Origin of the sequence: Mesorhizobium terrae (assembly GCF_008727715.1) — a bacterium.
GTDB lineage: Bacteria > Pseudomonadota > Alphaproteobacteria > Rhizobiales > Rhizobiaceae > Mesorhizobium > Mesorhizobium terrae.
The window spans coordinates 3,861,467-3,874,503 of sequence record NZ_CP044218.1 but is presented as its reverse complement, the minus strand read 5'-3'; the positions used below and the strand labels follow the sequence as shown (position 1 = coordinate 3,874,503).

Here is a 13,037-nt window from a genome sequence, read left to right as displayed (position 1 = left end):
TTCACGGGCTTGGCATCACATGAAATTCTGCTTGATTTTTTCACGGACCCGCAAGACGTGACCGAACCCGCTGCCCAATCCGACGCGCAAACCGGCGAGCGTTTCCTCGCGGCCGACATCCGCGCGCTGCGCAAGACGCGAGGTCTGACCCTGACCGAGATCGCCCTGAAACTCGGCCGCTCGGTCGGTTGGGTCAGCCAGGTTGAGCGCGGCCTTTCGGTTCCTTCGCTCGGCGATCTGCGCGCCATGGCGGACCTGTTCGACGTGCCGCTCAGCCTGTTCTTCAGCCATGACGTGCCGGAAGAGAACGAACGCGGCGTGGTCGTGCGCGCCGGACGTCGCCGTTCGCTCGGTACCAGCGATTCGGGATTGGTGGAAGAGCTGCTGTCGCCCGATCTCGGCGGCAGTTTCGAGATGCTGCGTTCGGAATTCGCGCCTGGCGCGGAATTGAAGAAGGCCGCGCTCAGGCCGACCGAGGAAGCCGGCTACGTGGTGGCCGGCACATTCGAGATCGAGATTGACGGCACCTGGCACAGGCTTGGCGAAGGCGACAGTTTCCGCTTTGCCGGCAAGCCGTTCCGCTGGAAGAACCCCGGAACGGTACCTGCCGTGGTGATCTGGGTCGTTTCGCCGCCGGTCTACTAGAGCGCCGCGCGTCCATTCGGACGCGCAAAGGACGCTCTAGCACTTTGTAGTTGCGCATCGTGCTTACCGAAAATCGATTCCGATTTTCGGTAAGCACGATGCGCTAGGAAATTGGGGAGGGATAAAATGGCCGGAATTCCGACGACCGCGCGCGTGGTCATCATCGGCGGTGGCGCGGTGGGCGTGTCGGCCCTCTACCATCTGGCCAAGGCCGGCTGGACGGACTGCGTCCTGCTCGAAAAGAACGAGCTGACCTCCGGTTCGACCTGGCACGCGGCCGGCAACGTGCCGACCTTCTCGTCCTCCTGGTCGCTGATGAACATGCAGCGCTATTCGACCGAGCTCTACCGGGGGCTGGCGTCCGAGGTCGATTATCCGATGAACTATCACGTCACCGGCTCGATCCGGCTGGCGCACAGCAAGGAGCGCATGCAGGAGTTCCAGCGCGCCAAAGGCATGGGCCGCTACCAGGGCATGGCGATCGAGGTCATCGGCACCGACGATATCAAGGCACGCTATCCTTTCATCGAGACGCACGAGCTGAAAGGCGCGCTCTACGACCCCAATGACGGCGACATCGACCCCGCCCAGCTCACCCAGGCGCTGGCCAAGGGCGCGCGCGACAAGGGTGCCAAAATCATCCGCTTTTGCCCGGTGACGGGCGTGCGCCGCGATCGCGACGAATGGGTCGTGGCGACCGAACAAGGCGAAATCCGCTGCGAATATGTCGTCAACGCCGCCGGCTACCGCGCAGCCGAAGTCGGCAAGATGTTCGGCCGCGATGTGCCCATGATGGTGATGAGCCATCAATACATCCTCTTCGAGGAAATTCCCGAGCTTGCCGCCTGGTCGAGGGAAGCAGGACACAAATTGCCGTTGCTGCGCGATGTCGATTCTTCCTACTATCTGCGCCAGGAAAAGAACGGCATGAACCTCGGCCCGTATGAGCGCAACTGCCACGCGCATTGGGCCACACCCACCGATCCGATGCCGGCCGACTTCTCGTTCCAGCTTTTCCCCGACGATCTTGAGCGGCTGGAATGGTACCTGAACGATGCCATCGAACGCGTACCAATCCTGGGCACTGCAGGCCTTTCGAAGGTCATCAATGGCCCGATCCCCTACGCGCCGGACGGCAATCCGCTGCTCGGGCCCATGCCCGGCGTGCCCAACGCGTTCGAGGCTTGCGTGTTCACCTTCGGCATCGCCCAGGCCGGCGGCGCCGGCAAGGTGCTGGCCGAATGGGTGACCGAAGGGCAGACCGAGTGGGACATGTGGTCTTGTGACCCGCGCCGCTTCACCGCCTTTGGATCGGCGCCAGACTACGCCGTCGCCAAGGGCATGGAAGTGTATGGGCACGAATATGCCATCCAGTTCCCGCGCCATGTCTGGCCGGCAGTGCGCGACCGCAAGCTTTCGCCGTTGCACGAACGCCTGAAGGCGATGGGCGCGCAGTTCAGCGCCTATAATGGCTGGGAACGTGCCACCTGGTACGCCCGGCCGGGCGACGACACGTCGGAGGACTCGACACAGACCTTCGCACGTTCCGGACCGTGGGAACCGCGCATCCGCGAGGAATGCCTGGCCGTGCGCGACGCCGCCGGCATTCTGGATCTGCCGGGTTTCAGCCGCTTCCGCCTCAAGGGCGCTGGCGCTCGTGCCTGGCTTTCCACCCTGATCACCGGCGTGGTGCCCAAATCTGGTCGCATCGGTCTCGGCTATTTCGCCGACGACAATGGTCGTATCGTCACCGAGATGTCGATCATGGCGCTGGAGGAAGATACCTTCTTCCTGATCACCGCCGCCGTGGCGCAACTGCATGATTTCGAGTGGCTGTCGAAGCAGCTTCCCGAAGCCACGGAAATTGCGCTGCAAGACATGACGGAAGCATTTTCCTGCCAAATCCTCTCCGGGCCGAATTCACGGGCCATCCTGGCTGCGGTTGCTGACGCCGACCTGTCCTTGCCCTGGCTGTCGCACCAGTCCTGCCAGATCGCTGGCCGCTGGTGTCAGCTCGTCCGGGTCTCGTTCGCTGGCGAACTCGGATGGGAAATTCACACCAAGATCGAGGATACGGCGGCCATCTTCGATGCCGTCTGGGTCGCAGGCCAAAAGCACGGGCTGAAACCCTTCGGCATGTACGCGCTCGACAGTCTGCGCCTCGAAAAGGGCTACCGCGCCTGGAAGGGCGATCTTTCCACCGACTACACCGTGCTGCAGGGCGGGCTCGACCGCTTCGTGAAATGGGACAAGCCGGAATTCCGCGGCAAGGCCGCCCTGCTCAACGAAAAGCAGCAGGGCGTGAAGAAACGTTTCGTCACGCTCGTCGTTGAGAATCCCGGCGATTGCGACGCGCCCTATATGTCGACGCTCTGGCATGGCGGGACCATCGTCGGCGAAACCACCTCGGGCGGCTGGGGCTACAGGGTGGACAAATCCATCGCGCTTGGCATGGTGCGCGCCGATCTGGCCGTGCCGGGCACTGTTGTCGAAGTCGAGATTTTCGGCGAGCGCTTCAAGGCCGCGGTCCAGGAAGACAAGCCCTTGTGGGACTCTGAAAACGAAAGGCTACGCGCTTGACGACCCTGCCCTTCCCAGACCACGCCTTCGGCGCTTTCCTGTTCGACATGGACGGCACGATCCTGAGTTCGATCGCTTCCGCCGAGCGGGTGTGGGCGGCGTGGGCGCTGAAACATGGGCTGGATGTCGAAACCTTCCTGCCGACCATTCACGGCGTGCGCGCGGTCGAGACGGTTCGCAATCTGAACCTGCCCGGCGTCGACGTGATGGCAGAGGTTGAGGCGTTGACCCAGGCCGAGCTGGACGATGTCGACGGCGTCGAGGCCATTGCGGGCGCCGCCGCCTTCCTCGGCGCATTGCCGCCTGAGCGTTGGGCCATCGTCACCTCCTCGCCGCGACGCCTGGCGCTGCGCAGGCTGGAGGCCACCGGCCTGCCTTTGCCCCGGCTGATGATCACCGCGGAAGATGTCGTCAACGGCAAGCCGGCGCCGGACTGCTTCCTGCTCGCCGCCGAACGCCTTGGCCAGAAGCCGCAGGACTGCCTTGTTTTCGAGGACGCACCCGCCGGCATCCAGGCGGCGGAGGCGGCCGGTGCCAAGGTCATGGTGATAACGGCCACGCATACACATGTCGCCAGGACACCGCACCCAACGATCCCCGGATATGGGGCGCTGACGCCGCTGCTGGACACCACCGGCAGGCTCACGCTTGCAGCAACCCATCGAACTTCTTTCCAAGACGCGAGCGTTTGACATGCCCAAACCCTCTTCCCGCATTTCCGGCATCACCCCTTCCGGCAAGGACGGCTGGGAGGTGCATTTCGCCGCCTGGCAGCGCAAGGAAGCCGGCGAGGACATCATCATGCTCTCGGTCGGCGACCACGACTTCCATACGCCCGCCGAAACCGTCGAGGCCGGCGTCGCCGCCCTGCGCGCCGGTCATCATCACTACACCCAGCTTCCCGGCATTCCCGCCTTGCGCGAAGCGATGGCGCGGATTTCGACGCGCTGCACGGGCGTTGAAACAAGCGCCGAACAAATCATCGCCACGCCGGGCGGCCAGGCCTCCCTCTATGCCGCCGTGCAAGGCGTGCTTGACCCAGGCGACCACGCCATCGTCGTTGCGCCCTACTATGCCACCTATCCCGGCACCTTCCGTGCCGCCGGCGCCGATTTCACCGTGGTCGAAACCCGCGCCACCGACGGCTTCCAGCCGGATGCAAAGACGATCGAGGCCGCGGTGCGGCCGAACACCCGCGCCATGCTGATCAACACCCCGAACAACCCGACCGGCGCCGTCTATTCGAGGAAATCGCTGGAAGGCATCGCCGATGTCTGCCGCCGGCACGATCTGTGGCTGTTGTCCGACGAGGTCTACTGGACGCTCGGCGGTGGCGAACATTTGTCGCCGCGTGCCCTGCCCGGCATGGCCGAGCGCACGCTGGTCATCAACTCCATGTCGAAGAGCCACGGCATGACCGGCTGGCGCCTTGGCTGGCTGACCGGGCCGGAGGAACTGGTCGCCCTGCTGATCAGCCTCAATCTCGTGACGACCTACGGGCTGACCGATTTCGTCAGCCGCGCGGCGATCGAGGCGCTGAACAACGACTACGGCGTCGACCAGATCGCGGCGCTCTATGCGCGGCGGCGCAAGCTCTTCCTCAACGCCGTGCACGGCATGAACGATGTCACCGTGCGCGGTTCCGAGGGCGGCATGTATGCCATGCTCGATATCAGCGCGGTCGAACCGGACGACGAAAAATTCGCCTGGGCGTTTCTCGAAAACGAGAATGTCGGCGTCATGCCCGGCTCTTCCTTCGGCGATGCCGCGGCCGGCCACATCCGCATCAGCCTGTGCCAGCCCGAACCCGTTCTGCTCGAAGCGGCCGAGAGGCTGCGCCGCTTCGTTTCAGCCTATCGACGCGAGGCCGCATGACCGCACTTCCCCAGAAAGCCCGCGCCGTTATCATCGGCGGCGGCGTATCCGGCTGCTCAGTCGCCTACCATCTCGCGAAACTGGGCTGGACCGACATCGTGCTCCTGGAGCGCAAGCAGTTGACGTCGGGCACCACCTGGCACGCCGCCGGCCTGATCGGCCAGCTGCGCGCCTCGCAGAACATGACGCGGCTCGCCAAATATTCGGCCGACCTCTACGTCAAGCTGGAAGCCGAGACCGAGGTCGCCACCGGCATGCGTCAGGTCGGCTCCATCACCGTCGCGCTCACCGAGGAGCGCAAGCACGAGATCTACCGGCAGGCATCGCTGGCCCGTGCCTTCAACGTCGATGTCCGCGAGATTTCGCCCAGCGAGGTCAAGGAGATGTATCCGCATCTCAATGTGTCCGACGTGGTCGGCGCCGTGCACCTGCCGCTCGACGGCCAATGCGACCCGGCCAACATCGCCATGGCTCTGGCCAAGGGCGCGCGGCAGCGCGGCGCAAAAATCGTCGAGAACGTCAAGGTGACGAAGGTTCATAGCAGGGATGGCCGCGTTTCCGGCGTCTCCTGGGCGCAAGGTGACGAACAAGGCACGATCGAAACCGACATCGTCATCAATTGCGCCGGCATGTGGGCCCGCGAACTGGGTGCGCAGAACGGCGTCACCATCCCGCTGCACGCCTGCGAACACTTTTACCTCGTCACCGAGGCGATTCCCGGCCTTGGCCGCCTGCCAGTCCTGCGCGTGCCTGACGAATGCGCCTACTACAAGGAAGACGCCGGCAAGATGATGCTCGGCGCCTTCGAGCCGGTCGCCAAGCCCTGGGGCATGGACGGCATCCGCGAGGATTTCTGCTTCGACCAGTTGCCCGAGGACATGGACCATTTCGAACCGATCCTCGAAATGGGCGTCAACCGCATGCCGATGCTGGCCACCGCCGGCATCCACACCTTCTTCAACGGGCCGGAAAGCTTTACCCCCGACGATCGCTATTATCTCGGCGAAGCGCCGGAACTATCTGGCTACTGGATGGCCACCGGCTACAATTCGATCGGCATCGTCTCGTCGGGCGGCGCCGGCATGGCGCTGGCGCAATGGATCAATGACGGTGAAGCCCCGTTCGACCTTTGGGAGGTCGACATCCGTCGCACCCAGCCCTTCCAGAAGAACCGCCGCTATCTGAAGGAACGCGTTTCCGAAACACTCGGCCTGCTCTACGCCGACCATTTTCCGTACCGACAGATGGCGACGTCCCGTAACATCAGGCGCTCGCCCCTGCACGAACACCTGAAGGCGCGCGGCGCCGTGTTCGGCGAAGTCGCCGGCTGGGAGCGCGCCAACTGGTTCGCCAGGGAGGGCCAGGAGCGCGAGTACCGCTATTCCTGGAAGCGGCAGAACTGGTTCGGCAACCAGCGCGACGAACATCTCGCCGTCCGCAACGGCGTCGGCCTGTTCGACATGACCTCGTTCGGCAAAATCAGGATAGAAGGCCGCGACGCGTTGACCTTCCTGCAACGCCTCTGCGCCAACGACATGGACGTGGCGCCTGGCAAAATCGTCTACACACAGATGCTGAATGGCAAGGGTGGCATCGAGAGCGATCTCACCGTGTCGCGGCTTTCCGAGATGGCCTTCCTCGCCGTCGTTCCAGGCGCCACCTTGCAGCGCGATCTTGCCTGGCTGCGCAAGCATCTCACCGACGAATTCGTCGTCATCACCGACGTCACGTCGGCCGAAAGTGTGCTTTGCCTGATGGGGCCTTACGCGCGGGATTTGATTCAAAAGGTGAGCCCGAACGATTTCTCGAACGACAGAAATCCGTTCGGCACCTGGCAGGAAATCGAGATTGGCATGGGCCTCGCCCGCGCCCACCGCGTCACCTATGTCGGCGAGCTCGGCTGGGAGCTTTATGTGCCGACCGACCAGACCGCGCATGTGTTCGAAGCCATCGAAGAAGCCGGCCAGGACTTCGGTTTGAAACTCTGCGGCCTGCACACATTGGATTCCTGCCGCATCGAAAAGGCGTTTCGCCATTTCGGGCATGACATCACCGACGAGGACCACGTTCTGGAGGCCGGTCTCGGCTTCGCCGTGAAAACCGGCAAGGGCGATTTCCTCGGCCGCGACGCGGTGCTGCGCAGGAAGGATGCCGGCCTCGACCGCCGTTTGGTGCAATTCCGCCTCACCGATCCCGAACCCTTGCTGTTCCACAACGAGGCGATCGTTCGTGACGGCAAGATCGTCGGAACCGTCACTTCCGGCAATTACGGCCATCATCTCGGCGGCGCCATCGGGCTCGGCTACGTGCCTTGCCAGGGTGAAACGGAAGCGGATGTGCTGGCGTCATCCTACGAGATCGAAATCGCCGGCGAGCGTTTTGCCGCCGAGGCTTCATTGAAGCCGATATACGATCCAAAGGCCGAGCGGGTGCGGATGTAGGCGCCCCTTCCTTCTCCCCGTTCACGGGGAGAAGGTGACCCGAAGGGTCGGATGAGGGGCAGCGCTAGCCTCGGGGAATCCGGCGCTGCCCCTCACCTGCCTGCCGGCATCCTCTCCCCGTAAACAGGGAGAGGAAAGCTAATTTCAAAACGCCTGCAATTTCTGGCGCACCTGGCCAAGGAAAGCCGCGCGGCTCTCCGGCGTCGAGGCGTCCATCAGGTAGTGCGCCAGGAACAGCGTCTTGCAACGCTTCGCGCAAAGCGCGCGAATGCCGCGCAGAATGGTCTTGCGGCCAGGATGGCCAACCACGTGCGACCACCAGCGCGGTGCGCCGCAAGTCGTCACCACCGCGATCTTCTGGACATGGCCCATCAGCGGCGTGATCCGTCCGCCCGCGTCGAGCGAAAAGGCCACGTCCTTTGCCCAGACGCGGTCGAGCCAGCCCTTCAGCATCGCCGGCAGCCCATACCACCAGGTCGGATAGATGAACACGATCGCTTCGGCCCAGTTCAGATGCGCGATATGGGCGGCGAGTGCCGGATCGACCGGGGCGCGTTCATTGTAGTCGCGCCGCTCGCCATCGCGCATCACCGGGTCGAAATTCTCGGCATAGAGGTCGACCAGCCGTGCCTCGCACCCTTTCCCGGCGATGCCTTCAAGTGCGGCATCGCGCACGGCAGCGCAGAAGCTCTCCGGCACCGGATGGCAATAGACGACGAGTACCCGCATGCCTACCTCGCCGCCAAGCCTTTGAACAGAAACGTCTTTCCCGAGCGATAGTCGTAATCTGGATTTTCCCACGCGATCATCTTGCCGGGATTGAGCAACCCCTGCGGGTCGGCTTGCCGCTTGAAGGCAAGCTGGATGGCATCAGTCTGTTTCATGCCGCCCTCCTCCAGCGTGTAGCGGTGCGGGTTGAAGATCGGGCAGCCATTCTCCTCGAACAGCCGCACGATCTCGTCCAGCCGTTCCTCCGTGGTGAAGCGCACGAGATTGAGCCCGAAACAGGTGATGTTGCCGTCGAGACGCACGAATTCGAGGTGCGAAAAGACCTCTCCCGGGAACATCGCATCCATCTTTTCAACCAGTGCCAACTGGTTGGGGAACGGGTAGAGCGACTGCAGATAGGTGATCGACGGGTCGACCCGCAAAGCCCTCAGCGTCGTGTGGTTCCAGGCAAGCTCATAGGCCGGCGGCAGGCCCTTCTTGTCCTCGTCTCTTGCCGTCGCCGCATTGTAGGCGATTTCGCCGCCCTCGCGGCGGGTGAAGGCCAGGAAAGCATCGAGCGCATGCGGCGCGACCATCACCGCGCAGATGCTTTGCCCCTCACGCAGGAATTTCTGGTGCCGCTTGAAATAGAGTTGCGGCACGGGTGCGGCGATCGGCGTGATCAACTTGGTCAACAGCCCGTCCTGGCAGGCGAGCGCGTTGCCGTAGCGCGCCGCGCCCATGAAGCTGTCAAAGCCGACCAGCACGTCCACCCAGTCATAGGCGGCCGTCAGCGGCATCTCGACCTCGGTGATGATACCGTTGGTGCCGTAGGCGTGGGTCACCTTGTGCAGATCCTCGCCGGTCAGTTCCAGCACCTTGGGTTCCGCCTCCATGGTGACGACACGCAGCCGGATGATGTTGCCGAAGTCGCGCAAGCCGCCGAAATTGATCGATCCGACGCCACCCGAGCCGCCGGCGATGAAGCCGCCGATCGAAGCGGTGTTGTAGGTGGAAGGGTGCAGGCGCAATTCCTGCGCCGAATGGGCACGCGTCGCGCGGTCGATATCGGCCAGGATGGCGCCCGGTCCGCACACCACACGACCCGGAGAAATCGCAACGATTTCATCGAGTTCGGCGAGATTGAGCACGACGCCACCAGACAGCGGCATCGCCTGCCCGTAATTGCCGGTGCCGGTGCCGCGCGGCGTGACCGGGACGCCAAGGCGGTGGCAAGCGGCGAGCACGCGGATGACCTCGGCCTGCGTTTTCGGCGTCACCACCAGATCGCCGCTGACATGGTCGAGCTGCCGCTTCAGAACCGGGCTGTACCAGTAGAAATCGCGGCTCTTCTGCTGGACGATCTTCTCGTTGTCCTCGATCTTCAACCCATCGAGATCGCGTTTCAGCGCCGCAAGATCCATCATTCCACCATCAGTTCGTCGAGTTCGGCATAGTCGGGCAAGGCAGCGTCAACCGGTTTTCCCGCTCGGATGACGACGCGGTCGGACTCCGGCCGCGACAACAACTCGGTCCAGCTTCTTCCTTTGAAAACAATAAGATCGGCCGGGCCGCCGGCGGCCAAAGTGCCCGCGCTGTCCAAGCGCATCATCGCCGCCGGCGTCGCCGTCACCGCCTTCGGCCAGTCGCCGACCGGGTGGTCGAGATGCAGAATGCGTGTCGCCATGCGGTAGACTTCCAGCATGTCGAGATCGCCATAGGCGTAGAACGGATCGCGCGTGTTGTCGGAGGCGACCGCGACCGGAATGCCGCGCGCCTTCATTTCATGCAGCAGCGTCACCCCGCGCCAGCGCGGTGTCGTGCCATCCAGCCGGCGGTCCTGGAGATAAAGATTGCACATCGGCAGCGAGACGACGGCGATCCCGGCTTGCGCCACCTTGTCCAGGGTGTCGAGAACATCGCTGTCCGGTTGGCGCGCCAGCGAGCAGCAGTGGCCAACCAGGATCTTGCCCTGGAAGCGATGTCGAAGTGCGGCTTCCGCTATTCTTTTCAAGGAGATAGCGTCGACCGCGTCGGTCTCGTCGGCATGGAAGTCGAGGTCGAGATCATGCTCGATCGCGAGTTGGAACATCCGGTCGAGCAGCAGGTCGAGGTCGGGTACCATATAGGTGACGGCGCCCAGCATACCGCGGGCCGACGCCACACGCCGGGCCAGGCCGGCAAACCAGGCCGCGTCGCGGGTTTCCTCGATACCGACCAGGCAGACGGCCTGCAAGTCCATGATTCCGCGCCATTTTTCCCGCGTTGCCTCAAACACCGGCCAGGAGATCGCATCCTGGGGTGCTGCGCTGTCGAGATGCGTGCGGATGGCTTTGGTTCCGTGCGCGAAAGCCGTCCGCAATGCAAAATCCATGCGCGCCGACACGTCTTTTGCGCTCCAGCGCGTCGTTCTGTCGGCATTTGTCGCATGCAATGCGCCCGCAAAGGAACCGTCCGGATTGGGGCTGCGCGGCCAGATATGACCCTTGTCGAGATGGGTGTGGCAATCGACGAAACAGGGTAGAACGATGCGGCCCTTGAGGTCGATGGCGCCCGGCGAAGGCGACGGCCGATGGGCCGCGATCGACGCGATGCGGCCGTCGGCAACCGTGATATCGGCGCGCACGAAGCCGTCCGCGTCCGCTGGACCGTCCAGCTCGGCCGTCAGCGACAGGTGAAGGCGGGCGTTTTCAAGCACATAACTGCCAGATTGTGGGATCGGCAGCCTGCTCATGTCGCCGCTCCGCCGACCTTCGGCCAGCGCTTGGATGTGGAGAGAATCCGGATTTCGCGACGCGGTGAAAAAGTTTTGCGCTTGTTTGTCATGGCTTTATCGCGAAAGGGCTGTCGATGGCGGTCGGGATTTGTTCACCTGCCCCCTTGATGGTGCAGAATCCGCCTGAATTGATGCAAGTTCCCGCCAAAACGCGGCATCTGTCCGCCATCACGCCTCCTGCTTCAAGGCGCTCTCGTGCCAGCGACGCAGGACGAGATGCGACAGCAGCGACAACACCAGGAAAATGACGATGCCGGTCACCGAAATCAGGATCAGCGCCGCGAACAGGCGCGGCGCGTTCAGCCGGTAGCCCGCCTCGATGATACGCGAGGCGAGACCCGACGCCTGGCCCGACGTGCCGGCGACGAATTCGGCCACCACCGCGCCGATCAAGGACAGGCCGCCGGCGATCTTCAGGCCGCCGAGGAAATAGGGCATGGCGGCCGGCAGGCGCAGGTGCCACAGCTCCTGCCAGCGCGAGGCGCCGTTCAGCCGGAACAGGTCGCGCAGATTGCGGTCGACCGAATTCAGACCCAGCGTCGTGTTGGACAGGATCGGGAAGAAGGCGACGATCCAGGCGCAGAGCAGAAGCTTGGCGGTCTGGTTGTCGACATAGATGTTGATGAGCGGGAAGATCGCCACGATCGGCGTGACCTGCAAAATGACGGCGAACGGGAAGAACGACATCTCCACCCATTTCGACTGGGCAAACAGCACCGCCAGCCCCACCCCGCCGACGATGGCGAGCGCGAGGCTCAGGAAGGTGATCTTGAGCGTCACCCACAGTGAGGAGAACAGCAGCGGCGCATCGTCCTGCAGGGTCTGCAGCACCACGCCCGGCCTCGGCAGGATGTATTTCGGAATGTCGTTCCACACGCACAGCCGGTCCCACAGCCAGACCGAGACCACCATGATGGCGAGCGGCAGCACCCAGCCGCCGATCTTCTCCAGCCGTTGCTGGCGCACGCGCCGCGCTTCTTCCGGGTCGAGCGCCACCGGCCGCACCTCGAGCGTCGTCATCGCCGCGCCTCCGCCTTGGCGCTCATCGCCGCGCCCAGCACCTCCGATGCCTGCCGGCACAGAGCGGCATAGGCCGGCGAGGTGCGGAAGGCCTCGTCGCGCGGGTAATGCGCCTCCACCGCCATGTCGCGGAAGACACGGCCCGGCTGCGCCGCCATCACCACGATGCGGTTGGAGAGAAACACGCTTTCGAACACGCTGTGGGTGACGAAGATGGCGGTGAACCGCTCCTGCTGCCACAGTTCCAGAAGGTCGTTGTTGAGCTTGAAGCGGGTGATCTCGTCGAGCGCCGCGAATGGCTCGTCCATCAACAGAACGCGCGGCTTGGTGACCATGGCGCGCGCGATGGAGACACGCATCTTCATGCCGCCGGAAAGCTCGCGCGGCACCGCGTCGGCGAAGTTTTCCAGATGGACGCGCGCCAGCATCTCCATCACCGCCGACGTGGCCTTGAGCCGCGACACGCCGCGCAGCCGCAACGGCAGCCAGACATTGTCGAAGACGCTCGCCCAGGGCAGCAGGGTCGGCTCCTGGAAGACGAAGCCGACGCAATCGTCGCCCAGCGCCTTTTGCCATTCCAGCGCGCCGGACGTCGGCGTCGACAGCCCGGCGATCAGCCTGAGCGCGGTCGACTTGCCACAGCCGGAAGGCCCGAGCAGGCTGACGAAATCACCCTGGCTGATGGTGAGATTGACATTGTCGAGCGCGGTGACCCCGTTGGAGAACACCTTGCCGACGCCGCGCAGGTGAAGCAGCGGCGTGCCGCTGTCGATGCCCTCCCCGCGCATAACCGTCTGCTGCAACATCAGTGCCTTTCCGTGGATAAATGCTCATCCCTTCTCCCCTTGCGGGAGAAGGTGGCCGAGCCGAAAGCGAAGTCGGATGAGGTGGGCCGGACGGAGTGCGAACTTGCCACGCCTAGGCGGGCGACCGAACAGGACGGCAGGATTTTGAAGTGCATCGTTTCTTCCAACACCCCTCATCCGTCCCGG

10 protein-coding genes are annotated in these 13,037 nt (G+C 63.8%); 5 read left to right on the top strand and 5 right to left on the bottom strand.

What is annotated here, in order from left to right; translation table 11 throughout:
• Positions 1–57: 57 nt before the first annotated feature.
• The 5 genes from FZF13_RS19900 to FZF13_RS19880 all read left to right on the top strand — a co-directional run bounded on the left by FZF13_RS19900 (position 58) and on the right by FZF13_RS19880 (position 7,541).
• Positions 58–645 carry a helix-turn-helix domain-containing protein gene (locus FZF13_RS19900; RefSeq protein ID WP_051504891.1) on the top strand — a complete coding sequence of 196 codons (588 nt, stop codon included), beginning with the start codon at positions 58–60 and terminating at the stop codon, positions 643–645.
• 126 nt (positions 646–771) lie between these two features.
• Entirely contained in the window at positions 772–3,225 is a 2,454-nt protein-coding gene (locus FZF13_RS19895) for a GcvT family protein (protein WP_024926791.1), read from the top strand.
• Positions 3,222–3,917 (top strand): HAD-IA family hydrolase, encoded by a 696-nt coding sequence (locus FZF13_RS19890; RefSeq protein WP_024926790.1) that lies wholly within the window; start codon positions 3,222–3,224, stop codon positions 3,915–3,917. Before FZF13_RS19895 ends, FZF13_RS19890 begins: the two co-directional genes overlap by 4 nt.
• A 1-nt stretch (position 3,918) precedes the next feature.
• Positions 3,919–5,100 carry a pyridoxal phosphate-dependent aminotransferase gene (locus FZF13_RS19885; RefSeq protein WP_024926789.1) on the top strand — a complete coding sequence of 394 codons (1,182 nt, stop codon included), beginning with the start codon at positions 3,919–3,921 and terminating at the stop codon, positions 5,098–5,100.
• A complete protein-coding gene (locus FZF13_RS19880) occupies positions 5,097–7,541 on the top strand; it encodes a GcvT family protein (protein WP_024926788.1) in 2,445 nt (814 codons plus the stop codon). The genes FZF13_RS19885 and FZF13_RS19880 overlap by 4 nt, the downstream gene beginning before the upstream one ends.
• A gap of 144 nt (positions 7,542–7,685) precedes the next feature.
• Here FZF13_RS19880 and FZF13_RS19875 read toward each other — a convergent pair whose 3' ends face one another.
• The 5 genes from FZF13_RS19875 to FZF13_RS19855 all read right to left on the bottom strand — a co-directional run bounded on the left by FZF13_RS19875 (position 7,686) and on the right by FZF13_RS19855 (position 12,851).
• Entirely contained in the window at positions 7,686–8,270 is a 585-nt protein-coding gene (locus FZF13_RS19875; RefSeq protein ID WP_024926787.1) for an NAD(P)H-dependent oxidoreductase, read from the bottom strand.
• 2 nt (positions 8,271–8,272) lie between these two features.
• Positions 8,273–9,673 carry an FAD-binding oxidoreductase gene (locus FZF13_RS19870; RefSeq protein WP_024926786.1) on the bottom strand — a complete coding sequence of 467 codons (1,401 nt, stop codon included), beginning with the start codon at positions 9,671–9,673 and terminating at the stop codon, positions 8,273–8,275.
• Positions 9,673–10,983, bottom strand: coding sequence for a cytosine deaminase (locus tag FZF13_RS19865; RefSeq protein ID WP_036254704.1), 1,311 nt, complete (start codon positions 10,981–10,983; stop codon positions 9,673–9,675). Before FZF13_RS19865 ends, FZF13_RS19870 begins: the two co-directional genes overlap by 1 nt.
• A 210-nt stretch (positions 10,984–11,193) precedes the next feature.
• The gene (locus tag FZF13_RS19860; protein ID WP_024926784.1) at positions 11,194–12,045 is read right to left on the bottom strand and encodes an ABC transporter permease; all 852 of its coding nucleotides are present in this window, start codon (positions 12,043–12,045) and stop codon (positions 11,194–11,196) included.
• On the bottom strand, positions 12,042–12,851 hold the full coding sequence (locus tag FZF13_RS19855; protein ID WP_024926783.1) for an ABC transporter ATP-binding protein: 810 nt from the start codon (positions 12,849–12,851) through the stop codon (positions 12,042–12,044). Before FZF13_RS19855 ends, FZF13_RS19860 begins: the two co-directional genes overlap by 4 nt.
• Positions 12,852–13,037 lie beyond the last annotated feature (186 nt).

What these genes read in the sequence shown, in the direction of transcription:
- FZF13_RS19855 (WP_024926783.1), bottom strand. Translation starts at nt 12,851, where the DNA reads ATGTTGCAGCAGACGGTTATGCGCGGGGAGGGCATCGACAGCGGCACG.
- FZF13_RS19895 (WP_024926791.1), top strand. Translation starts at nt 772, where the DNA reads ATGGCCGGAATTCCGACGACCGCGCGCGTGGTCATCATCGGCGGTGGC.
- FZF13_RS19860 (WP_024926784.1), bottom strand. Translation starts at nt 12,045, where the DNA reads ATGACGACGCTCGAGGTGCGGCCGGTGGCGCTCGACCCGGAAGAAGCG.
- FZF13_RS19875 (WP_024926787.1), bottom strand. Translation starts at nt 8,270, where the DNA reads ATGCGGGTACTCGTCGTCTATTGCCATCCGGTGCCGGAGAGCTTCTGC.
- FZF13_RS19880 (WP_024926788.1), top strand. Translation starts at nt 5,097, where the DNA reads ATGACCGCACTTCCCCAGAAAGCCCGCGCCGTTATCATCGGCGGCGGC.
- FZF13_RS19865 (WP_036254704.1), bottom strand. Translation starts at nt 10,983, where the DNA reads ATGAGCAGGCTGCCGATCCCACAATCTGGCAGTTATGTGCTTGAAAAC.
- FZF13_RS19870 (WP_024926786.1), bottom strand. Translation starts at nt 9,673, where the DNA reads ATGGATCTTGCGGCGCTGAAACGCGATCTCGATGGGTTGAAGATCGAG.
- FZF13_RS19885 (WP_024926789.1), top strand. Translation starts at nt 3,919, where the DNA reads ATGCCCAAACCCTCTTCCCGCATTTCCGGCATCACCCCTTCCGGCAAG.